Below are 24744 nucleotides of genomic sequence, written 5' to 3'. Positions count from 1 at the left end.
ATACAAGATCTTGAAATTTCAGCCGGCGTACCGTGCCTCCAACATATCCAGCTCCCGCACGAGTTTGGTCGCGATTTCGTTGCCGAGCTGTTTTGCACGGAGCTTTCGAAAGATCTCGCTGCGCTCTGCCCGGACCGCGGCCAGTCGCAACTCCATCTCGATGCGGGTCATACGCTTGGAAAGCTCCAGCTCTTCGCCCTCACCGGATTGGTTGCGGATGCGCTCGCGGTAGAGCTCCATGACCCTCGCCGCCACGTCCACATAGAGGTCCGCATCATCATGGCCCTTTGACAGCGAATGCTGCAGACGGGCTATTTCTGTGATCGCCGCACGGGCGGCATCGACCCTGGCCGCCGCCTCGTCCTCCTCATGCTTCGTATCTTTCGGAAGCTCGAGATTCTTGAGCAACGGCGGAAGGAACAGTGCTGCCGTTATCAACGACATGATGATCACGCCCATGGCAAGGCAAATGGCGAGATCACGAGCCGGAAAGGGCGAACCGTCGCTCATCGCGAGAGGCAAGGTCAACACACCGGCAAGCGTGATGGCGCCGCGAACACCCGCGAACGAAAACGCCGCCAGGATACGCCAGTTCGGGGACGTCTGCCGCTGCCGCCTCTGGCGGAAGAGCGTCAGATGAAGCGACAGCCAGACCCAGGTGAAACGTAGCGCGACAAGACCGAATGTGAGCCCGACAACATAGGCCGCGAGCCACCAGAATTCGTGATGCCCCGTCACCTGAACCGTTGCCGAGGCTCTTGCCGCGATCGACGGAAGTTGCTCGCCGAGAAGCACGAAGATGGTGCCGTTCGCGGCGAACTGGATCATATCCCATACCGCGCGCTGGCGAACGCGGGTTGCCGCCATCGCGCGCCCGGAATTCTCAACCACGCTCATGGTCGTCCCCGCCGAAACTGCAGCCAGAATGCCGGAGCAATGAACCTGTTCTGCAAGGAGATATGCCGCAAAGGGTATGAGGATACTGACCAGAATCTGCGAGCCGCTCTCCTCACCATAACGCAACGAAACTCGCGTGCTCAGCCAGGTGATGGCCCAGGTGACGCTGACACCGATCGCCAGGCCGCCGATTGCAGTCCAGAGAAAGCTCAGCGTGGCGTCGTAGAGCGAGAAACTGCCCGTCAGCGCCGCGGCAATCGCAAACCTGAGGCAGACTAGGCCCGACGCATCATTCAGAAGGGATTCGCCCTCGAGTATGTGCATCATCCGGGGCGGGATCGGCACCCTTTGCGCAATTGCCGAAACGGCAATGGGGTCAGTCGGGGAGATGACGGCCGCCAGCGCGAAGGCAACTGGAAGCGGCATCGCAGGGATCATCCAATGAACGAGGAGGCCGGCGCCGACGACGGTGAAAATCACCAGCCCCAGGGCCAACTCCACGACGATATTCATGTCCTGCCGAAGCTCGTCGGCCGGAATCCGCCACCCGTCCAGGAAAAGTAGCGGCGGCAGAAACAGCAGGAAGAAAATCTCGGGGTCCAGTCTCACGCTGAGATTGGCCGACAGCCCGATGACTGCTCCAAGCGCAATCTGAATAAGCGGCAGCGGCAGGACAATCGGTATCGCACGGGAAACTGCGCCACTAACGACGATCGCCAGAAGAAGGACGAGGGTCGTGGTGATGATTTCCATTATGCTGCCCTCTGCTCCGTATGCCCTGCAACCTTCGCCATCTGCCGCCAAATGCCCTTTCACCCAGAGCTGCCCTAAATGAGAAGGAACATTGATGGCGGCCGGCTATTTGGTCACTGCAGTCTGCCTTTTGCGATCACAAGAGCAAGTTCAAAACGAACCGCGTTCGCCGAAACGGCAAACTTCAGGATCAGACAGATAGGATGAGCAACGTGACTGGCAATTGAGAGAGGTCTTATCAACGCCTTGGGCATGGGGTTGGGCCGCCCGCAGAAGGCGACCCCACCTTAAATAGTCTCCATAGATGATCAGGCGAAGCCCTCGGAAAATTCAGCAGTGCAGCTTCGGAGCACGGAAGAAACCTATTCCGCCGCCACCGCGACGGTGCCTTCCGCCTCTTCCAGTGCGCGCACCAGCGGAATGACCTGCTTGCCAAAATACTCCACTTCCTCCTGAAAATGCAGGAAGCCTAGCAAGACCAAATCCGCACCAGCCTGCTTCAGGCGAACGATACGTTCGGCCACCTGCTGCGGCGTGCCGATGAGGTTCGAGCGGAAGCCGTCATTGTACTGCACCAGATCCTCGAAGCTGGATTTTGCCCAATTGCCTTCACCCTCAGGCGAAGACTTGCCGGCATTCTTCACCTCGTGCCCGAAGGCCTTCACCGCTTCGGGATTGGCCTTCTCGATGATCTCGGCGAGGACGGCTTTCGCCTCTTCCTCGGTATCTCGCACAATGGCAAAGGCGTTGACGCCAACGCGCACATGATGACCGTTGTCTCTCGCCTTGGCCTGGATATCCTCGACCTGCTTGGCGATTTCCTCCGGCGTATTGCCATTGGTGAAATACCAATCCGACACGCGCGAGGCCATGTCGCGCGCCGCACGCGACGAACCGCCCTGGAAGATCTCCGGCTGCGGGTCGATCGGCTTCGGCTTCAAGGAATAGTCGGTGAAGCGATAGAAATCGCCGCGAAAGGTGAAGCTTTCCTCGGTCCAGATACCGCGCAGCGCGCGGATGAATTCCTCGGAGCGACGATAGCGCTCATCATGATCGAGCCAGGGCTCGCCGATGGCATGAAACTCGCCACGGAACCAGCCGCTGACGATGTTGACCGCAACACGGCCGTTGGTGAGATGGTTGATGGTAGCGATCTGCTTGGCTGCAAGCGCGGGCGCCCATGGACCGGGCAGGATAGCCGCGATCACCTTCAGCCGTGTCGTCGCCTCCAGCAGCGAATGACTGAAAGCAACCGATTCATGCTGATATTCGGCGCCGTAACCGGCTGTGAAGCGGATCTGGCTCAGCGCATAATCGAAGCCGTTCGCTTCGGCGATCTGCGCAAGCTTGCGATTGTAGTCGATTGTCCAGCTCGTGCGCTGCTCGATGTTCGAGATGACAAGCCCGCCGGAGACGTTTGGCACCCAGTAGGCGAACTTCAAAGGCTCTCTGTTTACATCGCTCATTGACATCTCCCGGTTTGAAGGCTCTTCAGCCGAGCAGCAAGATCAGGTCCCGCAGCTCACCCGGATATACTCTATAGATTTTATGGCATATCGAACAAACTCATCCCAAGTTTCGGCCATTTCGGGAAAAAGCTGCCTCGTAAAGCCTCAACGATGTGAGCAGTGAAGCACATGGCGGAATTTCGATCCCCACGAAACACCAGCGGGAACAGCTAAGAAGGCGATCGATTAGAATGTTGGCCCGGTTGCCCCACCGTTCAGGGTGAAGTAAGTGAAGGCCGCTATGAAAAATGCGATAATGATAATGATCGCCAGCAAACGCTTCAGCCACGGAGGCGTTTGTCTCGGTGGCTTCGGTTTGGGACGGCGCTCAAATTTGACAACATTATCGGACATGCGCATTCGATTAGCGAAGATCAGGCGATTTGCCAATCCGGGACCGGCGTCAACGAGGTGACCTTTCTACAATTGACCTAACAAAACTACTCACCCTGCTTAAAGTCCTTGGAACCTGCGGCGCATCAGGGGCGGTGCCGGCAAGTTCTCCACAAATGTTGGGATTTGGAAACAAGTGCATCGAACTCGAATTGCGAAGGCAAACGAGCGGGCATTTGAACGTATCTGTCTAACCCCCAAAGGTGCCTTCTTGAATATCCTGAATAAAATCCGCCCCTGGACAGCCCAGCAGCGTGCATTGATCGTCCCCTTTCCTAACGAGCAAGATCTGGCAGAGCGTAAATCGAAGACGACTGCCACCGATGGCCCGATCGTTGCATTTTTCACCGAAGGCAGTTTTTACGAACAGGAAAAGGAGCGCATGTCGCGCTCCGCCGAACGCATCGGCCTCAAGGTACAGGCAATGGCATTGCCGAGTGCCGGCAGCTGGGTGCTGAATGCCGGGCTGAAACCAGGTTTTCTGTTGCAGGAAAGAGCGAGGCTGCGCGGACCGCTGCTCTATGTCGACGTCGATGCTGTCTTCCATCGCAATCCCTGGCCGGAACTCCACAAGCTCGATTGCGATATCGCCGCCTACTACGAAGGCAATCAACGCCTGATCAGCGCGACCATCCTCATCAAGGACACGCCCGCGGCGGCGCAGCTGCTGGAACGCTGGCGGCAGGGATGCCTCGCCAATCCAGAGATGTGGGATCAGCTCGTTCTTGAGCAGATCATAGCCGAAGATGCGGCGAGCGGCCAACCGCTGTTCCGAGTGGCTAAATTGCCCGCATCCTTCTGCTGGATCTTCGATCGTGTCGAGAATGGAGCCGTCAGCCAGGTCTTCATCGAGCAGCTCCAGGCGAGCCGAGAGGCAACAAAGCGCAAGCGCTGGTTCGGCCGCATCGGCAAGCGCCTCAAGCGCCGGCGCGACCGGGTCGAAGACATAGAGCGTATCTTGAACGGCTACGCTTGAGCCGACAATTGCGGGCTCAAGTCACAGCATGTCGTCCAGGCTCCAATGGTTGTTCCAGCGGGCGTCGATCTCGTCATTGACGTTCTGATAGCGGATATCGGTGGAGAGGCGCAGGCGGTGGCCCTTGTCCTGGTTTGTGGTCGAGGCATGAATCATGAAGGGCGAATGGAGCATGATGTCGCCGGCTTCATAGTCGGCGATCAGCCAGCGGGTGTCGAAACGCTCCGCCATCTCAGGCAGGTCCTTCGATACCCATCCGCCCTCGGTCATGTTGCGATTATAGGCACTTACGCGTTCCTCGGGGCTGAGATCTCCGTTCCGCTCGTTGAACTCACGCTCCATCCTCGCGCCGATTGCGTGCGATCCCTCGAGATAGGTCAGGCCGCCCATTTCTGTGGGGATATCGCCGATGGGAATCCAGGATGTCACAACCCTGCTTGTGCCGCCACGCAGATAGACGAGATCATAATGCGCCGGCGTCGCGGTCGTCGTCCCGGGCCGGACATGGCGCATGATCTTGCGCTTGTGCAGATAGGAAATGCCAGCCAGGAATTCGTCCATGAAGCGGGCCATGCGGGGTTGTGTACAGAAGCCCTCATAGGCCACCGAACGTACCAGAGACATCAGATAGCGATCCACCGCTCTGTTCTCCGGCGTGATCGCTGAGGCGATCCCATCCCGCGGATCTGTTCCCGGTGCAATCAATCCGGTGTTGGCCAGATGACCGAACACCCAGCCACGGAATTCGATGACCTCGCGTCGCGGTAATAAGCCCTTGAGCCAGACATAGCCATTCTCTTCATAGAGGTGGCGGATTGCCGCGACGCCGATGCCGGGATCGGTGGGAGTGAGATCACCGAGCCGATTTGGTGCCGTCGACAGGATCTTGCCGTTGGCAACAAGGCTGAACCTTTCCTCATCGCTTTGCGTCGTCTGCATGGAAATCGACATTTCACTCACCAGAAATCTGAATTGAAGACCAGTTGAATCTAGCTGCTGAAACTGATTTCCTACATGGAGGAAAATAATACTGGACTTTTCGCTCACCATGAAAACGACGAATGCTATCTATCGCTCACCTCTCGCAACCATGGGAGGGCTGGCTGTTACCGGCAGCGGCAGGCAGCATGTCACGCATTCGGTGAAGACACGAAAATTGCCGAGCTATGCTGCCGTCCTGGTGGAGCATGGCCAAGGATTCCTCGAAACCGAGGCCGTCGGCCGGCAGAGCGTGAAGGGGCCGGCCCTCTTCTGGCTCTTTCCAAACCGCCAACATTCATATGGGCCGGATGAGGATGGCTGGAGCGAGCGATGGGCGCTTTTCGAGGGCTCTTTGGTGCGCGACTTCCTACGTCTGCGGCTGATCAGCGAACAATCTCCGCTTATCCCCCTCCGCAATCTCGATCGCCTGCAGCGTCTGTTCAGCGGCCTTCACGCCGATCTCCTGGAGGACACCAATCTCGCCAGAGCCTCAGCTGCATCGGCACTGCACCAGATCGTCATTCTGTCAGCCCGCCAACCGAGCGGAATAACTCCTTCTCCACATGAAGGGCCTGACATCGTCGAGATCATCGAGGCCCTGCGCAGGCGAGCAACGGAACCTCTGGACATGACGGCCTTCGCCGCCGAATACGGCATATCGCCCGCAACGCTGCGCCGGAAGGTGGCGACGGAAGTCGGGCTGCCGCCGAAAGGCTTCCAGCTTCGGGTGCGCATGGACCACGCCAAGCAACTGCTGGCGACGACGGATGACAAGATCGAGATCATCGCCTCCAGGATCGGGTTTGACGATGCATTCTACTTCTCGCGGCTGTTTCACGGGCGGGAAAACTGCACGCCGCGCGAATTCCGCACCCGCTACCGGAGAAGCTGATTAACCCAAAGCCGCCGTTTACGCCTCGTCATCCCGGCCGGCAGGACCACGCTCCAAATTCCGCCGCCGCCATGCTGCCGGCGCTTCTCCCATCCGCTTGCGGAAAAACCGCGAAAAATAGGCCGGATCCTCGAACCCCACCTCGCGGCCGATATCTTCGACAGAGCGGATGGTGAACATCAATAGTCGCTTGGCCTCCAGCAGCCGCCGCTCGAGCAGCATCTCCTTGACGGTGAGCCCGAAAACCTCGCGACATGCCTTGTCAAGCAGATGCGGCGTCGTCGCAAGCAGCTCGACATAGCGGCCAACCGGCCAATCGCTCTTGTAATGCCGATCGACGGCGCTGCGCAGCGATAGGGCAAGGGTGACCATGGGTGAGGCCGATGGCAGCGCGGCGCTGCCGCCGAGCCTGCTCATCAGAGACAGCACGACCCCGATCAATCCCAGCATGACTTTTTCGCTTTGCCCGCCGCGCTCCCTGTATTCGACGCTGATCATCTCCAGCAGCACACCAAGCTTCTGCCATGACGGATCCTCCGGCCGGCCTGTCAGAAAAGTCGGCATGTCCAGGCTGACGTCCACCTGGGGTGCAAGCGCCTTCAGCGTATCGTCCGATATGGATACGACAATGGCATCCGATTGATCGTCAACCTCGAATCCGTGGATGATGTTGCTGGGCACGAAACTGATGGTCGGAGCGGAAAAATTCCAAGTCCGGTCCTCGATCCGATAATGACCACCGCCCTTGTACCAGTATGTGATCTGCCCCATCGACGGATGTTTATGGGAAGCCACATGCCCGAAATGCAGCGTTTTTCGGTCCATGACTGTTTCGACATGCAGGAATCCGACGTCGAGCGCGCGGCTCGGCTCGCCATAGACAAAGAAATTCGGGATTTCGTTTTTCAGCGACATGTCGGAAAAAGTACCAGCGAATTGCCTCCTTTGTCCATGGCCGATGCCGCGGCAGAAACGTAGCATCGGTCAATATCTCAAGGGAGGAATACGAGATGCGAGCTGAAGATCACCGCGGCGACAAGACGCGCCCATTTACCGGCGCCGAATATCTGGAAAGCCTGCGCGATGGCCGTGAAGTTTACATCAATGGCGAACGCATCGCCGATGTGACCACCCATCCATCCATGCGCAATTCCGCTCGCTCGATCGCGCGTATGTACGATGCGTTGCATGATGAAAAGTCCAAGGATCGCCTGACTTCGCCGACCGACACCGGATCGGGCGGTTACACACACAAATACTTCCGCGTGGCGAAATCCTCCGCCGAGCTTGTCGCTCAACAGGGCGCTATCGCCGATTGGGCACGCATGTCCTACGGCTGGATGGGCCGCACGGCCGACTACAAGGCAGCCCTCATGAACACGCTCGGCGCCAATGCCGACTGGTATGGGCCGTTCAAGGACAATGCGCTTTCCTGGCACAAGCGTGCTCAGGAATCGGTGCTCTTCATGAACCACGCGATCGTCAATCCGCCGATCGATCGCCACAAGCCGGCCGATGCCGTCAAGGACGTCTTCGTCCATATCACCAAGGAAACTGACGCCGGCATCTATGTCTCGGGCGCCAAGGTGGTGGCGACATCCTCGGCACTCACCCACTACAACTTCCTCGCCCAGAGTTCGGCAACAGTCACGGAAGATCCGTCGCTGTCGGTCATGTTCATCGTTCCAATGAATGCCCCCGGGATCAAGATGTTCTGCCGCGTCTCCTACGAGCAAACAGCCAATACCGTCGGCCATCCCTTCGACTATCCGCTGTCGTCGCGTTTCGACGAGAATGACGCGATCCTGGTGCTCGACAATGTCTTCGTGCCCTGGGAGGACGTGCTGGTGTTGCGCGACGCGGCCAAGATCCTCTCGTTCCATCCGGCCTCCGGCTTCATGCACGGCTATTGCTTCCAGGGCTGCACGCGCTTTGCCGTCAAGCTTGATTTCCTCGCCGGGCTTCTGGCGAAGGCACTGCGCGCGACGGGTGGCGATGCCTTCCGCGGCAATCAGGCCGCACTCGGCGAAGTGATCGCGCTTCGCCACATGTTCTGGTCCTTCTCAAACGCCATGGCCTACAACCCTCAACCCTGGGCCAACGGCGCGGTACTGCCGAACATGGAGGCAGCCCTTTCCTACCGCACCTTCATGTCGGAGGCCTATCCGCGCGTCATCGAAACGGTGCGCAAGGTCGTCGCCTCCGGCCTTATCTACCTGCCCTCCTCGGCCAAGGATTTCGGCAACCCGGAGATCGACCGCTACCTCGCCCAATATGTGCGCGGTTCCGACAATATGGGCCATGTCGAGCGCATCAAGATCATGAAGCTGCTCTGGGACGCCACCGGCACCGAATTCGGCGGGCGCCATGCCCTCTACGAACTCAATTATGCCGGCGCACCGGAAGAAGTTCGGCTGCAGGTGCTGAAAGGCGCCGAGCGCGGCGGTCGGTTGAAGGAGATGGAGGCGCTGGTCGATCGCTGCATGAGCGATTACGACGAAAACGGCTGGACCGGAGATACCTGGCTTCCGCCGCTTGGGCAAACCTCCCCCATCCGCAACGCCGCCGAATGAGGGCTTTGCCATGGAGGAGCAACTCTCGAAAAGCGAATTCCGCAACGCGATGGCGCGTGTCTGCGCGCCGGTCAACGTGATCACGACAAATGGTCCTGCCGGCCGTGGCGGCTTCACCGCCACCGCCATGTGCAGTGTCACCGACGAGCCGCCGACGCTGCTCGTCTGCATGAACAGCCGTTCGGCGCAAACCGGCCTCTTCTTCGAGAACCGCCGTTTCTGCGTCAATGTCCTGACGCAAGAGCACAAGGAACTGGCCGGCTATTTCGCCGGCCAGCGTGCCGAGATGGAAGAGCGTTACGCCGCCGCGAATTGGATCGATTTCCGCTCCGGCAGCCAGGCCCTGTCGGATGCCATCGTGTCCTTCGATTGCCGCCTGACGGAAGCGCGACTGGTCGGCACGCACCATATCTTCATCGGCGAGGTGATCGATATCCGCAGCCGCAAGGATGGGCATGCGCTGCTCTATTTCGACCGCAACTATGTGCACGTGCCGACGCAGGCAGGGAGTTTCGGCGGCTGAGTGCAAGACCACCGAAGAACGTGAAGCGAATGGGGATGCAGTGAAGCACGGCATCCCCATCACGTCTTGCAGGGTGCCACTATCTCGTCAGGCAGCAGCATCTCCAAGATAGAGACGATGAAGCTGCGCCGGATCATTGGCGAGCGTGGCGCAATCGCCGTCATAGACGATGCCACCTCTGCGCAGCACATAGGCGCGGTCGCCGATCGCAAGGGCAAGGGCTGCGAACTGCTCGACCAGAATAACCGCCATGCCGGCATCGGCCAGTTGCCGGACCGCCCGCATCAGGCGGCTGACGATGACCGGCGCCAGGCCGGACGACATTTCATCGATCATGATCACCTTCGGCCGCGTCAGCAGCGACCGGGCGATGACGAGCATCTGCTGCTCGCCGCCGGACAGCATGCCGGCCTTGATATCGCGACGTTGACGCAGCTCCGGAAACAAGTCGTAAGCCTCCTGCAGATCGGCGCCGGGATCGAGCGCGACCTTGAGATTTTCTTCGGTGGTCATTTCCGGAAATACGGTTCGCCCCTGCTCGACGTGGCTGATGCCGGCACGGGCACGCAGGCCCGCGCGCAATTTCAGAAGCTCCGCACCATCCATCGTGGCCGAACCGGACGCTGCCGGAATGATGCCAGAGAGGCTTTCGAGCAGCGTGGTCTTACCGGCCCCATTGGAGCCAAGGAGAACGCTGATCTCTCCGCTCGAAACGGCAAGATCAACGCCGCGAACGACAGGGATGCCGGATCGGTTGACGACGAGACCTTTGATGGAAAGCGCGGTCATTCGGCGGCCTCCTCAAGTTCGATGCCCATATAGGCTTTCTGGACGATTGGCATGGCGAGAACGCTCTGCGGCGCGCCATTGGCGATCACGCGTCCGAAATCGAACACCGTGATCGCCGAGCAGGCCCGCCGCACCAGATCCATGTCATGCTCGATCAGAAGGACGGCACTGCCGAACGCCTCGGGAATGGCGGCAATCCGTTCGCCGAGCCTGACAGCATCGGCGTAGGATTGGCCGGCGGCCGGCTCGTCGAGAAGGATGACGGGCGGCCGCGATGCGACCACGCCGGCGACATCGAGCAGCCGCCGAGTACCCGCATCGACCAAAGCGATCGGCGTATCGGCCGGTGGGCAATCGAACCATTGCAGGATGGCGGAAAGCTCGTCATCGCTGATGGCGCCGGCCGCAAGTCGCACATAGTTGCCAACGCTGAGTTCCGGCGCGATGCGCGTGGTCTGCCACGTACGGCGGATGCCCAGCCGGGCGCGGCTCGTGGCGGAAAGGCCTTCCAGAGGTTTGCCATTCAGCTTCACCGACCCATCATAGCCAGCGAGAAATCCGGCGATAGCATCGACCATGGTCGACTTTCCAGCGCCGTTCGGGCCGACAAGGCCAACGACCGTGCCTGCCGGCACCTGCAGATTGACCTTGTCCAGCGCGACGACGGCGCCATAGCGGACCGTGAGATCGCTGACCTCAAGCGCTAGCCCTGGTTCGTGCACACCGGCAGCCGGAAGATGGCTCGATCGCCTATGCGTGGAGGCTGCAAGGCGCTTGGGAAGCAGTTTGCGCGCAAGCCGTGCCCAAGTCTCGCTGATGGTTTCGCCCGAGGAAAGGGCATGTACGGCGCCGATTGCGAAGAAGACGTTGCCGACATCCTGCGGCAGGTTGAGCCTGCGCAGCAGTTCGGGAAACAACGTGATCAACATGCCGCCGATGACAGCCCCGAGGGTGAAATGTGCGCCGACCATCGTCGCGACGGCGAAGAGCGCCAGGGATTGCATCATCGAGAAATTTTCTGAGACCAGCGTCCCGAGATAGCCGGCAAGCAAACCGCCCGACACGCCGGAAATAAAGGCGCTGATCGCAAAGGCGCTGAGCTTTGCGCGAGGAATGGAGATACCATGCGCCGCCGCCGCCCGCTCCGAGTGTCGCACCGCGAGCCAGGAGGCGCCGAGCCGCGACCGGCTGACGAATTCGAGCGCCACGGCGATCACGCCGTAAGTCAGAAGCACGAAGATGAAGAAGCCGTAGTCGCTCTCAAAGAGCGCCGGGCGCACGACCTGCGTAAACGTCGTCTGGCCTGGAAAAGTGATCGTCGCGAGCACGGTATCGAAGGCCGCGGCAAAGCCGAGGGTAACGATTGCGAGATTGATGCCGCGCAGGCGCAACGCCGGCAGGCCGATGGCGATGCCGACAGGCACGGCTGCGAGACCACCGACAATCATCCAGACGACAAGGCCGCCGGGCGCCTTGATGACGTTCAGATATCCGGTCACCCAAGCGCCGACCCCTGCAAAGGACATCTGGCAAAGCGAGATCATGCCTGTCCGCCCGGCGACGAGGCCGAGGCTCTGCAGGGCGATGCCCGTTATGAAAACTGCGGTCAGCAGAAACACCCAATATTTGGGCAGCAGCAAAAGGATGAGTACGCCGATTGCGGCCAGTGACAGGGCGGTAACGGCGGCTGCGCGGAAACTAGCGTGCTTCATCCCAGCGGGCTCCTCTTTGCGACCACAGGAGGACAGCAAGAATGACGATAAACGGAACGGTGCTGCGATACTGGCTGATGAAATCGACAGCGCTGACGGCGCCTTCCAATATGCCGATCGTCACGCCACCCAAAAGGGCCGCGCGAAAGCTGGCGAAGGCGCCGATCAGGGCCGCGGCCAGAGCCGGGACAACAAGCAGGCTCAACGAAGCAAAATCGGGAGAGCGCAGCGGCGCAATGATCATCAGGGCGAAGGAGGTCACAGCACCAGTCACCGCCCAGACGCCGAGGGCCAGCAGCCTTACCCGAATGCCGATCAGCTCAGCCGCCATTGGCCGCTGCGACAGCGCCCGCAATTGCAGTCCAATCCGCGTCCGAGCCAGAAATTGCTCTGTCAATACGGTGAAGACGATGGCGAGGAGCAACGTCGTGACAGCGGCCCAAGTCACCTCGACGCCGGCGAGACGGAAGGCCGAACCGGAAATCAGCTCGGGGAAGTTATGCGGATGCTGGCCGCCGGTCAGCCGCAGTCCGATGGCGATGATGCCGACCAGAAGAGCGGCCGTCACCGCCGCCTTGGTGGAGGCATTGGCGTTTGCAAACCATGTGGTCATCACAAGGCCGATCAGAACGCCGGCAAAGGCACCGGCGGCGATGCCCAACAACACCGCCGGTAGCAACGGCACGCCAGCCTCGTGCAGTGCGACCATGATGAAGGTGCCCATGGCACCAATCGCGGCGCCGGTGAAGTTCACCACGGCCACCAGACGATAGGTGAAAATCGCGCAGACCCCCAGGATGGCATAGGCGCCACCTGCGGAAAGACCAGCCACAGCGGCTGTAAATAGAGCGTTCATTGCAGAACTCCGGAAGCGGGCAAATCTTGCCTCGCCAGATCAGATCGTCGCATCGAGGCCGATACCCGATCCTGCCCTTCGAATGCAGGATCGGGCACGAGAGCCATTACTTGGCCTTGGCCAGCGTGTACCAATCCGGCGTCTTGACGGTCCATTTGCCGTCGACGAGCTGCATGATCTTGGTCGACTTCATCGGCGAGTGCGCGCGGGCGTCACCAAAGACATAGGGGCTGCCTGCCAGCGAATAGTGCAGCTCCTTGCCTTCCTTCAGCGCAGAGGTCACGGCATCGCGGGTGACATCGCCATCGATGCCGGAGATCGTGTCGATCATCACCTTGGCAGCGAGATAGCCGCCTTGGGAGAAGGCAGTCTTTGCGAGACCGGCCTTGTCCATGGTCTTGATCCAGTCGGCATTTGCCTCGTTATTCTCGGTGTAGGGCTCCCATTCGGTGCCGACATAGATCGGCTGCTTGCTGTCGGCCAGCGCCTTGGCGACGCCTTCGGTGTAGCCGGGGGCGAGGAACAGCCAGTTGATACCGGAAATCTTCTGCACGTCGGCGGTCTTGACCCACTGTACGACACCCGGCTCGACCTGATTGGTGAGCACGGCGTCGCAGCCGGCATCACGCGCCTTGATGACATAAGGCGTCAGATCGCCCTGCGGCGGCAGCGTCATGTCGACAAGACCGACCTTGTTGCCGGTCAGCTTCTGCCAGGCCGCGACCGCATTGCCGTAAGCCTCCTGCGTACCACCGAGGATCAGGAAGAAAGCGCAGACTTTCTTGGCCCCAAGGTTCTTCGTTGCATAGTCGAGCATGACCGTGGTCAGCGTGAAAGGACCGACGTTGACGGGAGAGATGCTCGGTGCGTTGAAGCAAAGGGGATCAACGCCGACGCCCTGAACCGCGAGCACTTCGTTGCGGTTGTAAGTGCCAGCATTGACGGCGCAATCGAGCAGGCTTGCGCCACCTGCCAGAGCAACGACGCCCTTGTTGTCAATCAGGTCACGCGCCGCCTGGGCGGCCACCTGCGGATCACCCTTGTCGTCGGCCAGCGAATACTCGATCTTGCAGCCGTTGATGCCACCCGCTTCGTTCAGCTGTTCGAAAACGGCCTTGGTCGCCTTCGGTGCGTCGGAGAAATCGACCACGCCGGTAACAGTGGAAACGGCGCCGATCTTGATCGGACCATCCTTGCAGGTCGGCCCGGCCGCGAAAGCGGATGATCCCGTGAATGCCAGGCCGGCGGTAGCCAAGCCCAGGGCTATGAATGCGGATCTCAATTTCATTTTGTTCCCTTCCCTTTTTATGAATTGCGGCGTTTCCTCTTCGCCGCGCCAGCTAGCGCTGGTAGACAGGCTCACCTGCGAAATAAGTGGTGAGAACCTTGGTGTCGGCGATGCGGTCGGCAGGCACCTCGAAGACATTCTGGTCGAGCACGATAATGTCCGCGGACTTGCCGACGGCGAGCGACCCTGTCTCCGCTTCTATCCGCATCGCCTTCGCTGAATTGAGCGTGTAGATCTCGATCGCCGAGGCGAGATCGATCGCCTGCTCCGCCCAGAGCGATACGCCCGGAAAGGCGCCCGACGGATTCTGGCGCGTGACCAGTCCTTCGATGCCGTTCCATGGGTCCGGGATCGGAATGACAGGCCAGTCCGACCCGCCGGCCAGCAGCGCGCCGGTGGCTTTCAGCGTCGCGATTGGCCAGAAGCGGGTGGCACGCTCCTCGCCCATCGCTTCCTTGTGGCCCTCGAGAAACGTCGTCGGATACCAGATCATCGGGCAGAGATCGGCGACGACGCCAAGCGGGCCGAAGCGGCCGACATCCTCCTCGCGGATGTAGCTCGCATGGGCGATGTGATGCTTGATATCGGTCGGGCCGTTGAAATGCCTGACGGCTTCGACCGCGTCCAGCATCTCGGTGACGGCATAATCGCCGGTGCAATGGATCTTCAGGCCCATGCCGAGCTTTTCTGATTTGTCGATATGACGAACGAGATCGGGATAGCTGACCAATACCTCGCCGCGATATCCCTCTGGATGCGCCGCATCCGCCACATAGGGATCGTGGAAGGCAGCGGTGCGGGCACCGGGAACGCCATCGAGAAAGATCTTCGTGAAATTCGGCCTCACATGCGCGCTGCGATATTCATCCCGCAACGCCAGCAGCTCGTAACCGGAGAGCCCGAACATGAAACTCGGCTCGATCAGTGGCAGCGAGGTGACAGCCCAGGCGGAAAGTTTGCCGCTGATATCAAGATGCTTCAGCGCCTTGAGAATCGGCAGCACCGACGCGGCATCCTGAAAGGCCGTGACGCCATAGGAATTAACGATCTCGACGGCGCGGGCAACGGCTGCCTCGCCCATCTCCTCGGTAAAGGCTTCTGCGGCGGTGCGCTCGACGATGCCGGCAGCGGATTCGATCAGTATGCCGGTCAGCCTGCCTGTCACCGGATCGCGGCCGAAAGAGCCTTGCGGTGGATCGGGCTGATTGTCGGAGATGCCGGCAAGCCGCATCGCCTCGCTGTTGACCCAGCGGTTATGCATGGTCTCGTCGCGCAATAGCACGGGATGCCCAAAGCTCGCTTCATCAAGCTTCCTGAGGGCAGCCTCGCTATTGAGTGCCGTGATCATATCGGCGCCCCACTGATTGGCGACGATCCACTGCCCCTTTGGCGTCGTCTCGACCTGCGCACGGACATGGGCGCAGATCGCATCCACCGAAGCGCCCGCCGCAATTTGCGTCTCGAATAGGTCGGCCTGCCCGCCCATCATGATATGATTGTGGATATCGACAAAGCCGGGCATCGCCATCTTGCCCGCGAGATCGATGACTTGCGTTTCAGCGCCCTTCAGCGCCTCGATTTCAGCTCGATTTCCGACAGCCATGATGCGGCCGCTCTTGACGGCGAGAGCCTCCACCCACGGATGGGTCGGCTCGACAGTATAGATTCGTCCATTGATGAGAATTAGATCGGCAGAGCCGCGCAAAGTATCCATTATCTTGTTCCCGTGTCGGTTCATTATTTGAACCAATCATTCAATTATTAGAGTGATGCAGGGTTTGATGTTTGTCAATATAGTTCACACGTTAATTATATTGACAAGATGGTTGCTGGCTCCGGATTAGTGGTAAGCCCCCGCGCATGCGAATTCGGTCGCTCGCGAAGCGAATACTTCGAGGACGCCGAGACCAAATTTAAGCCGGTCGTTTTTCCAGGCCTTTACGCCCTAGAGCTGAATCCATGCAGTTTTCAGATCGACATATTTGTCGAGCGCATGCATCGATTTGTCATGGCCGTTACCCGATTGTTTGACGCCGCCGAGCGGCACGCTGTTGTCGGCACCGCCATAGGTGTTGACATGCACGACGCCGGCGCGGATGCCGCGCACCATTCGATGCGCGCGCGACAGGTTCGAGGTCCAGACGGCCGAAGCGAGGCCGTATTCGGTAGCATTGGCAATCTGCAGGGCTTCCGCCTCGGTCTCGAACGGGATAATCGACAGGATCGGACCGAAGACCTCTTCCCGCGCCAGCGTCATCGACGGCGAAACATCGAACACCGTCGGCTGCATGTAGTAACCGCCGGTTTCCTCAAGCAGGCGCGCGCCGCCTGTACGTAGAGCCGCACCCTCGGACAATGCCTGCCCGACATAGCCGAGATCCTTCTTCAACTGGATCTCGCTGGAGATGGCGCCGGCTTCCGTCGACAATTGCAGGGGATCGCCGACCTTCATGGCGCCGGCGATCTTCGCGACCTTTTCCGAAAAAGCCTCGTGGATCGATTTCTCGACAAGCAGGCGCGAGCCGGCGACGCAGACTTGGCCGGAATTGCGAAAGATGCCGTAGGCCGAAACTTTTGCCGCCTGATCCAGATCCGGCGCATCGGCAAAGACGATATTCGGAGACTTGCCGCCGAGCTCCAGATAGACGCGCTTCAGGTTGGAGCGTGCCGAATATTCCAGAAGCCGTCGTCCGACAGGGCCGGAACCGGTGAAGGCAAGCACATCGATATCCATGTGCAGTCCGAGTGCCTCACCGCTGACGGCGCCGCGGCCGGTGACGACGTTGAACACACCCTCAGGCAATCCAGCTTCGGCGCAAATTTCGGCAAGCCTCAGCAGCGTCAACGACGCGCCTTCGGCGGGCTTCAGCACAACAGAATTACCGGCAGCAAGCGCCGGCGCGATCTTCCAGGCGCCGATCATCATCGGGAAATTCCATGGCACGATAGCGGCGACAACGCCGATGGGCTCGCGATGGACGAGACCTAGAATATTTTCCGCCGTCGGCGCGATCTCGCCATAGACCTTGTCGATTGCCTCGGCATAGTAGCGAAAGGTGCCCGCGGCACTGCCGGGCTCGGCCTTCAAGGCCATGGAGATTTCCGTGCCGTTGTCACGCACGCCGAGCACGGCCAGTTCCAGCGCGTTCTTCTCGATCAGTTCGGCGATCTTCAGCAGCACCTTCTTGCGTTCGGCAGGCGCGGCCTTCGACCAGCTGCCTTTCTCAAAAGCGCGCCGTGCAGCCTTGACGGCAAGATCGATATCCTCGGTGCCGGCATCGGCGATCGTGGTCAATCGGGTTCCATCGATCGGGGATATGACGTCCATGGAGGCGCCGCTGACCGGCGGCCGCCAGGCGCCATCGATAAACAGCGATTGCGGAGAAACGGACACTGTCCGGTGCTGATCGATCTTGTCCTGCATCTCATTCTCTCACGAAGGAAAGTGGCGGGCACAATACCCGCCACTGCTGTTAGAGGATCACATCAAGCTTCCTGTCCGGCACCAAGCCGGGCAAAACCGACGGCGTCCGATGACTTCAGGCGAATGGCGGCCAGAAATCCGATGATACCGGCGATCAGGACAAGGCCCGGCAGCAACACGGCGAGCACGCCATTGGCACCGGCGATCGCGCCGAAATTCGCCGAGATGTAATAAACAAGCGCCAGAAGAATCAGCCCGGTCACAACAGGCAGAATCTTGACTGCGAGTACGTTGCTCTCAAGCCCAGGATTGCGGCTGAAGAATACGACGATCGCAAAGGCGGTAAAGGCCATCAGCAGAATGATTGCCAGCGTGGCGACATTGGTGAGCCATGAGAACAGCGCCAGCACCGGGTCCTGACCTGTCACCGCAAAAAGTGCGATCACAAGCACGGCAATAACCGTCTGGATGATCGAGCCGACATGCGGGCTCTGGAACACCGGGTGGGTAACCCCGACTGACTTCGGCAGCAGGCCTTCACGGCCGGCGACATACATGTAGCGCGCCACGCCATTATGGAACGCAAGAATGCCGGCAAAGAGGCTGGTGATGAAGAGAACGCTCATCACGACAGTGATCCAGTGGCCTACATAGCGCTCGGCAAGGCCGAAGAGGAAGGTCGTCGGATCGGCAAGACCCTGCAGGGTGGGCACGAGCTTGTCAGCGCCGGCGCCCGTCACCATCAACCAGGAGGTCAGCATATAGAATAGGCCGATGATCAGCACGGAGATATAGGTGGCGCGCGGCACGGTCTTGTGCGGTTCGCGTGCCTCTTCACTATAGATCGTCGTCGCTTCGAAACCGATAAAGGCAGCGAAGCAGAACAGAAGGCCGATGGCCGGCGTGCCGCTCCAGAAGGCAGTCGGCGTGAAAGGCACGGCGGAGAGGCCGCTATCGCCCCCCTTGACGAAGATCGCGGCGTCGATGACGAGGACGACGAGATATTCCAGAATAACCAGCACCGTCAGCACCTTGGCCGAGAGATCAACACGACGGTAGCCGAAAACGGCAACGAAAGCGATGCCGACAAAGCTCCAGACCCACCAGGGCAGATCAAGGCCAAGCTGCTCGGCAAAAAAGCCCTTGGTCGCGGCACCGAAAAGCCCGAGAACGCCGACCTGCATGGCATTATAGGCGAGGATGGCGATGAGCGCTGCCGCACCGCCCATCAGGCCACCGAGACCCTGGGCCGTATAGGCATAGAAGGCGCCGGCATTGCGGATATGGCGGGCCATGGCGACATAGCCGACCGCGAATAGAAGCAGAATGCCCGTTACCAGCAGGAAGGTGAGCGGGATGCCAGGCCCATTGCCGAGCATCATTGACAGTGGCACGCCACCGGCGACCGCCGTCAGCGGCGCTGCGGCCGAAACCACCAGGAAGGTCACGGCACCCACGCCGAGACTGTTTTTGCGCAGCTGGTTCTCAGCCGCGCCTTGCGAATTTTGTGTGCTCATTTGCGTTCGTTCCCCTTGTTGAGAGTATCCGATCATCGCTGCGATTGCGCGCAGGCGACCTCCATCAAAACCGGACTGACGAGCGGGGCTTAGGCTTTTGTTGATTTTGCCGCCGTCAGCGCTTATGGTTCATTATTTGAACCTTAGCTTCAAATATAGACTTGCAAACATTCCTGGCCTCTGTCAAGTTATTTCGCATGTTAAGTATCTTGGGTCGCTGCTATCGTGCCGCGGCGCAGGGTCTGCGGTCTGATTTGACGAAAGCTATGGCTGGACGCACAGAATCAGACCCTGACCAACCCAAGAGGAGGAACGATGAGCACGATCGGAAAGGCGCTGGCGTTGCTGGACACCCTGTCACGACTGGACAAGGAAGCGGGTCTGACCGACATCGCCCGGCTGTGCACGCTCGACAAGGCAACGGCGCGACGCTTTCTGGTGGAACTGGAGAAGCACGGCTTCGTCGAGCAGGACGCGGATACGCGCCGCTATCGCATCGGTTCCGCGCCCGTTCGCCTCGCCCGTATCCGCGAAGCGCGCTTTCCCTTCCTGCGAGTCGCCATTCCCTTCATCAAGGCGCTCGCCGAATCGTCGACAGAGACAGTGCATCTGTCGGAATTTTCCGGCGAGCAGCTTTCGACCATCCACGTCGAAGACTCACCCCGCGCGCATCGCATCATCGTCGATGTCGGCAGCCTCCTGCCCTTTCACGCCACCGCATCCGGCCTTGCCTTCCTCGCCTTCTGCCCAGCGGCAGAGATCGACAAAGCGCTGAAGAAGCCGTTCGAGAAATTCACTGAACATACCGTCGTCGACCCGCAATTGGTCCGAGGTCTGCTCGATGAGACCAGAGGGCGGGGCTTCTCGATCAGCCATCAGGGGCTCGAGGCCGGGGTCATCAGCACGGCCGCGCCCATCCGCACACCCAGCGGCCGCCCGATCGGCTGCGTCGCCATCGCCGCGCCGCTCTCGCGCACGACGAAAACGGCTATCCACGAATTCGGCGTGCAGGCCATCGCCGCCGCCAATGCCATCTCAGAAAAATATTACGGGTCGGAAAGACCCATGGGAACCATTGCAAACATCAGGAGGACAGATTGATGAGCCCTGCGGCTCCCTCACCAAGGATACTCGTCATCGGAACCGGTGACACCAAATCCGACGAACTGCAGTTCATGGCATCCGTCATCAAGGAAGCCGGCGGCCAGCCTGCTATGATGGATGTCAGCATTCTCGGCGACCCGCCATACATTCCGGATTATTCCAGGCACGACATCGCCAAGGCCGCCGCAACCACCATCGAGGCCATTGCCGAAAGCGGTGACGAAAACAGCGCCATGGCTGCCATGGCAAAGGGCGCGACGGCACTGACCCTCCGCCTTTACGAGGATGGACTCGTCGATGGCATCATCGTGCTCGGCGGCTCCATGGGCACCGATCTCGCGCTCGATGTCGCCGCCGTTCTACCGCTCGGCGTCCCGAAATTCGTCGTTTCCACCATCGCCTATTCGCATCTGATCCCGCCGGAACGCATTGCGCCCGATCTGATGATGATCCTCTGGGCCGGCGGTCTCTACGGCCTCAACAGCATCTGCCAGTCGGTTCTGTCGCAGGCCTGCGGCGCTGTTGTCGGAGCCGCGAAGCACGGCACCAAGCCCGACCGCACGCGGCCGCTCATCGGCATGACCTCGCTCGGCTCGTCCTGCCTGAAATATATGAAATATCTGCGACCCGAGTTGGAAAAGCGCGGCTACGACGTCGCCGTATTTCACTCCACCGGCATGGGCGGCCGCGCCTTTGAAGCCATCGCCTCCAAGGGCGACTTTGCTGCCGTCTTCGACTTCTGCATCCAAGAGGTCAGCAATCATCACTATGGCAGCGTCGTCACCTCCGGGCCGGACAGGCTCGAAAATGCCGGACGCGCCGGCATCCCGCAGATCGTCGCTCCCGGTGCCATCGATATGGTCGATATTCAGGCCTGGCAGGTGCTGCCTGAGATTTTTGTCGATCGGCCCTATCATGCCCACAACCGGCTGATCGGATCGGTGACGACATCGCCGGAGGGGCGGCGTGAAGTCGCCCGGCTGATCGGACAAAAACTCGGCCGTTCAGACGCAAGGATTGCCTTCCTGCTGCCAACCGAAGGGTTGCAGGAGTGGGACAAGCCGGATGAGCCGTTGCACGATCCGGAAGGTCTCGACGCCTTTCTCGAGGAGATGCGCCGCGCCATTCCGCCGAGCGTCACCCTGCATGAGGTCGATACCCATATCAACGCACCGGCTTTCTCCGCCGCCGCGCTTGCCATCTTCGATCAATGGGTAGCCGAAGGCATCATTCCGGAGGGGCGTCGATGAGCGTAGAGCGCGCCCTCATTCTCGATTTCGGCGGGGTCGTCACCCGTACGCTGTTCGAAACCCATGACGTCACCGAGTGCACGCTTGGCCTTCCCAAGGGGTCGCTGACCTGGCTCGGACCATTCGATACGACGACGGACCCGCTCTGGGTGGCGATGCAGAACCGCGAGATCACCGAACGTGACTATTGGCTGCAGCGCACCGGCGAAGTCGGCAAGCTGGTCGGCGAAGACTGGAGCGATATGCAAACCTTCGTGCGCCGGGCGCGCGGCGCCGAGCCGGAGCTGGTCCTGCGCCGGGAAGCGCGCGATGCCATCCTGCGCGCCAAGGAGGCCGGCCTGAAGCTGGCAATCCTGTCCAACGAACTCGACCTTTTCTATGGCGTCGAGTTCCGCCAGCGTTTTCCGCTGATCGAGCTTTTCGACGTCATCGTCGATGCCACCTACACGAAGATCCTCAAGCCCGATCCCCGCGCCTACGAGCTTGTTCTTGCCGAGCTCAACCTGCCGCGCGAGGCCTGCGTCTTCGTCGACGACCAGAGGAAGAACATCGAGGGCGCCGAAGCCGTGAACTTGCCATACGTGCATTTCGACGTCACCCGCCCCGCCGAAAGCTATGCCCGCGCCCTTGCCATGCTTGGGCTCTGAAACAAGAGGATTAGACATGCGTGAAACCAATTTCATCATCGAAAACAACGCCCGTCACCTGTGGCACCCGATGGCGCACCCCGCAGAAATGCAAGCGCATCCGCCGCGCATCATCAATTCTGGCGAAGGCGTCGAGATCGTCGATATCCAGGGCAAGAAGGTATTGGACGCAGTCGGCGGCCTCTGGAACGTCAATCTCGGCTATTCCTGCGAGCCGGTGAAAAAGGCGATCCGCGACCAGCTCGACGATCTGCCCTATTATTCGACCTTCCGCGGCACGACCAACTCGCCGCTGATTGAACTGTCCTATGAGCTGGCCGAATGGTTCCAGCCGGATGGCCTCAGCCGCTCATTCTTCACGTCTGGCGGCTCAGACTCGGTCGAGACCTGCCTGCGTCTGGCGCGCCAGTACCACAAGGTCAACGGCCAGCCGGAGCGCACCAAGTTCGTCGCGTTGAAGAAGGGCTATCACGGCACGCATTTTGGCGGCGCCTCGGTCAACGGCAATCAGAATTTCCGCCGCAACTATGAGCCGTTGCTGCCGGGGATCATCCACCTGCCTGCCCCGTTTGCCTATCGCAACCCGTTCAACACCACAGACGGCGCGGAGATCACAGCGGCCATCGGCCGGCTCTTCGAGGACGAGATCGCCTTCCAGGGTGCCGATACCATCGCCGCTCTGATCGTCGAGCCGGTGCTGGGTGCCGGCGGCGTCATCGTCCCGCACGAGACCTTCCTGCCGCTGATGCGCGAAATCTGCGATCGTCACGGCATCCTCCTGATCGCCGACGAAGTCATCACCGCCTTCGGCCGCACCGGCGCCTGGACCGGATCGCGCCTCTGGGGCGTCAAGCCGGACATGATGTCGACCGCCAAGGCGATCACCAACGGCTATTTCCCCTTCGGCGCGGTGATGATCTCAGACAGGGTCGCCGAGGCCTTCGAGAGCAACAAGAACTCGGTCGGCAACATCGGCCACGGCTACACCTATTCCGGCCACCCGGTCGGTGCTGCCGCTGCACTTGCCACATTGAAAGAAACCAAGCGGCTCGATGTCGCCGCCAATGCCGCCGCCCGCGGCGAAGAACTTCTGGCCGGCCTGAAGGCATTGCAAAACAAGCATGAACTGGTCGGCGACATCAGAGGCAAGGGCCTGATGTGCGCCCTCGAACTCGTCAGCGACCGTGCGAAGAAGAGTGCCGCCGCCAAGGACATCGTCCAGAAGGTCCATGACGCAACCTATGAGGCGGGCGTGATGGTCCGCACCTCCGGCGCCAATGTCATCCTGTCGCCACCGCTGATCCTGACGGCCGGGGATGTGCAGAAGATCCTGACGGCGCTCGATGCCGGCCTTGCCGCAGCGGGAGCCTGATCATGTCCGATAACGCAGCCCTTATCGCGCGCCGCGACCGACTTCTCGGCCGCAACATGTCGCTCTTCTACGACGACCCGGTGCATCTGGTGCGCGGAGAAGGCGTCTGGCTCTGGGATGCCGACGGGCGCAAATATCTCGATTGCTACAACAATGTGCCGCATGTCGGCCATTGCCATCCCCGCGTGGTCGAGGCGATCACGAAGCAGGCCTCGACGCTGAACACGCATACGCGCTACCTGCATGAAGGCATTCTCAACTATGTCGAGCGGCTGACGGCAACCTTCGACCAAAGCCTGAACGCCGCGATCCTGACCTGCACGGGCAGCGAAGCCAACGACGTGGCCCTGCGCATGGCGCAGGCGGTAACAGGCAAGACGGGCGTCATCGCCACCAACCACACCTACCATGGCAACACCGCGGCCGTGTCACAGCTATCGACCCGCATGCCACCGGTCGGCGGCTTCGGCGGCCATGTCCGGCATGTGCCGGCGCCGGACAGCTATCGTCCTATCGGTGGCGAAGGCGGAGATGCCTTTGCCACGGCCTTTGCGGCCGAGGTGGAAAAGGCAATCGCCTCGCTTCAGGAGAGCCCGCACGGCTTTTCCGCCATCATCATCGACCCGTTCTTCGCCAATGAAGGCTTTCCGGATCTGCCGCCCGGTTTTCTCGACAAGACGGTCGCAGCCGTGCGCAAGGCCGGCGGCCTCGTGATTACCGACGAAGTGCAGCCCGGTTTCGGCCGCACCGGCACGCATATGTGGGGCCACCAGCACGCCGGCATCGTCCCTGACATCGTCACGCTCGGCAAGCCGATGGCCAACGGCCATCCGGTCGGCGGAGTCATTGCCAACATCGACACGATCAACGCCTTCCGCAAGGCCTTCCGCTACTTCAACACCTTCGGCGGCAATCCGGTCTCCTGCGCGGCGGCGATGGCGGTCCTTGACGTCATCGAGGACGAAAACCTTATCGAGAATGCCCGCAATGTCGGCGAATACACGCGTACCGCCTTCACGCAGCTTGCCGAGAAACATTCGATCATAGGCGATGTGCGCGGCAGCGGTCTCTTCATGGGCACGGAATTCGTGCTCGACGGGCAAACGAAGGAGCCGGCGGCAGCGCAGGCAACCCGGATCGTCAACGCCACGCGCGAACGCGGCGTACTGATGGGCAAGATCGGCATTCACCAATGTGCCACGAAGATCCGTCCGCCCATGCCGTTTACCCAAGAGAATGCCGACTACATGTTGTCGATCTTCGACGACGTGCTGTCCGGTCTGTGAGGC

20 protein-coding genes are annotated in these 24744 nt (G+C 60.4%); 9 read left to right on the top strand and 11 right to left on the bottom strand.

The features are described 5' to 3' along the window. Nucleotides 1–18: 18 nt before the first annotated feature. Nucleotides 19–1650 carry a Na+/H+ antiporter gene (locus BSK43_RS27725; RefSeq protein WP_077467968.1) on the bottom strand — a complete coding sequence of 544 codons (1632 nt, stop codon included), beginning with the start codon at nt 1648–1650 and terminating at the stop codon, nt 19–21. A gap of 362 nt (nt 1651–2012) precedes the next feature. Next, entirely contained in the window at nt 2013–3122 is a 1110-nt protein-coding gene (gene sfnG, locus BSK43_RS27720; protein ID WP_077467967.1) for a dimethylsulfone monooxygenase SfnG, read from the bottom strand. Between the two features lie 640 nt (nt 3123–3762). Between sfnG and BSK43_RS27715 the strand changes: the two genes are divergently transcribed. Continuing rightward, nucleotides 3763–4527 (top strand): putative nucleotide-diphospho-sugar transferase, encoded by a 765-nt coding sequence (locus tag BSK43_RS27715; protein ID WP_246662711.1) that lies wholly within the window; start codon nt 3763–3765, stop codon nt 4525–4527. 21 nt (nt 4528–4548) lie between these two features. On the opposite strand, the gene BSK43_RS27710 is transcribed toward BSK43_RS27715, so the two are convergent. Then, nucleotides 4549–5478 (bottom strand): phytanoyl-CoA dioxygenase family protein, encoded by a 930-nt coding sequence (locus tag BSK43_RS27710; protein ID WP_077467966.1) that lies wholly within the window; start codon nt 5476–5478, stop codon nt 4549–4551. A gap of 97 nt (nt 5479–5575) precedes the next feature. Here BSK43_RS27710 and BSK43_RS27705 point away from each other — a divergent pair, with 97 nt between their 5' ends. After that, nucleotides 5576–6400 (top strand): AraC family transcriptional regulator, encoded by an 825-nt coding sequence (locus BSK43_RS27705; protein WP_077467965.1) that lies wholly within the window; start codon nt 5576–5578, stop codon nt 6398–6400. A gap of 18 nt (nt 6401–6418) precedes the next feature. On the opposite strand, the gene BSK43_RS27700 is transcribed toward BSK43_RS27705, so the two are convergent. Next, nucleotides 6419–7315, bottom strand: a complete 897-nt coding sequence (locus BSK43_RS27700; protein ID WP_077467964.1) for a helix-turn-helix domain-containing protein — start codon at nt 7313–7315, stop codon at nt 6419–6421. A gap of 95 nt (nt 7316–7410) precedes the next feature. On the opposite strand from BSK43_RS27700, the gene BSK43_RS27695 reads away from it, so the two are divergent. Then, the gene (locus tag BSK43_RS27695; protein ID WP_077467963.1) at nt 7411–8973 is read left to right on the top strand and encodes a 4-hydroxyphenylacetate 3-hydroxylase N-terminal domain-containing protein; all 1563 of its coding nucleotides are present in this window, start codon (nt 7411–7413) and stop codon (nt 8971–8973) included. Between the two features lie 10 nt (nt 8974–8983). Then, on the top strand, nt 8984–9496 hold the full coding sequence (locus BSK43_RS27690; protein WP_068393308.1) for a flavin reductase: 513 nt from the start codon (nt 8984–8986) through the stop codon (nt 9494–9496). 87 nt (nt 9497–9583) lie between these two features. Here the strand turns inward: BSK43_RS27690 and BSK43_RS27685 are convergent, their stop codons facing one another. The 7 genes from BSK43_RS27685 to BSK43_RS27655 all read right to left on the bottom strand — a co-directional run bounded on the left by BSK43_RS27685 (nt 9584) and on the right by BSK43_RS27655 (nt 19082). After that, the gene (locus BSK43_RS27685; RefSeq protein WP_077467962.1) at nt 9584–10285 is read right to left on the bottom strand and encodes an ABC transporter ATP-binding protein; all 702 of its coding nucleotides are present in this window, start codon (nt 10283–10285) and stop codon (nt 9584–9586) included. Further along, nucleotides 10282–11997, bottom strand: a complete 1716-nt coding sequence (locus BSK43_RS27680) for an ATP-binding cassette domain-containing protein (protein ID WP_077467961.1) — start codon at nt 11995–11997, stop codon at nt 10282–10284. The genes BSK43_RS27685 and BSK43_RS27680 overlap by 4 nt, the downstream gene beginning before the upstream one ends. Then, nucleotides 11984–12853, bottom strand: coding sequence for a branched-chain amino acid ABC transporter permease (locus BSK43_RS27675; protein WP_077467960.1), 870 nt, complete (start codon nt 12851–12853; stop codon nt 11984–11986). Before BSK43_RS27675 ends, BSK43_RS27680 begins: the two co-directional genes overlap by 14 nt. Before the next feature lie 106 nt (nt 12854–12959). Beyond that, nucleotides 12960–14141 carry an ABC transporter substrate-binding protein gene (locus tag BSK43_RS27670; RefSeq protein ID WP_077467959.1) on the bottom strand — a complete coding sequence of 394 codons (1182 nt, stop codon included), beginning with the start codon at nt 14139–14141 and terminating at the stop codon, nt 12960–12962. Nucleotides 14142–14193: 52 nt separating this feature from the next. Beyond that, on the bottom strand, nt 14194–15855 hold the full coding sequence (locus BSK43_RS27665) for an amidohydrolase (protein WP_136687306.1): 1662 nt from the start codon (nt 15853–15855) through the stop codon (nt 14194–14196). A gap of 231 nt (nt 15856–16086) precedes the next feature. Next, nucleotides 16087–17565 carry an aldehyde dehydrogenase gene (locus tag BSK43_RS27660; protein WP_077467957.1) on the bottom strand — a complete coding sequence of 493 codons (1479 nt, stop codon included), beginning with the start codon at nt 17563–17565 and terminating at the stop codon, nt 16087–16089. Between the two features lie 62 nt (nt 17566–17627). Further along, nucleotides 17628–19082 (bottom strand): APC family permease, encoded by a 1455-nt coding sequence (locus BSK43_RS27655; protein ID WP_068393331.1) that lies wholly within the window; start codon nt 19080–19082, stop codon nt 17628–17630. A gap of 315 nt (nt 19083–19397) precedes the next feature. Between BSK43_RS27655 and BSK43_RS27650 the strand changes: the two genes are divergently transcribed. From BSK43_RS27650 to BSK43_RS27630, 5 genes are read left to right on the top strand one after another with little or no spacing between them, the layout of a single operon-like run. Then, nucleotides 19398–20183 carry an IclR family transcriptional regulator gene (locus BSK43_RS27650; protein WP_077467956.1) on the top strand — a complete coding sequence of 262 codons (786 nt, stop codon included), beginning with the start codon at nt 19398–19400 and terminating at the stop codon, nt 20181–20183. Continuing rightward, nucleotides 20183–21436 carry a Tm-1-like ATP-binding domain-containing protein gene (locus tag BSK43_RS27645; RefSeq protein ID WP_077467955.1) on the top strand — a complete coding sequence of 418 codons (1254 nt, stop codon included), beginning with the start codon at nt 20183–20185 and terminating at the stop codon, nt 21434–21436. The genes BSK43_RS27650 and BSK43_RS27645 overlap by 1 nt, the downstream gene beginning before the upstream one ends. Beyond that, on the top strand, nt 21433–22083 hold the full coding sequence (locus tag BSK43_RS27640; protein WP_077467954.1) for an HAD-IA family hydrolase: 651 nt from the start codon (nt 21433–21435) through the stop codon (nt 22081–22083). Before BSK43_RS27645 ends, BSK43_RS27640 begins: the two co-directional genes overlap by 4 nt. A gap of 16 nt (nt 22084–22099) precedes the next feature. After that, complete coding sequence (locus tag BSK43_RS27635) at nt 22100–23455, top strand: aspartate aminotransferase family protein (RefSeq protein ID WP_077467953.1); 1356 nt, start codon at nt 22100–22102, stop codon at nt 23453–23455. Between the two features lie 2 nt (nt 23456–23457). Beyond that, entirely contained in the window at nt 23458–24741 is a 1284-nt protein-coding gene (locus BSK43_RS27630) for an aspartate aminotransferase family protein (RefSeq protein WP_077467952.1), read from the top strand. Nucleotides 24742–24744: the final 3 nt, after the last annotated feature.

Source organism: Rhizobium sp. P44RR-XXIV (genome assembly GCF_001999485.2).
Lineage (GTDB): Bacteria > Pseudomonadota > Alphaproteobacteria > Rhizobiales > Rhizobiaceae > Rhizobium.
The sequence above is the reverse complement of the archived record's forward strand: the minus strand, read 5'-3'. Positions and strand labels throughout refer to the sequence as shown.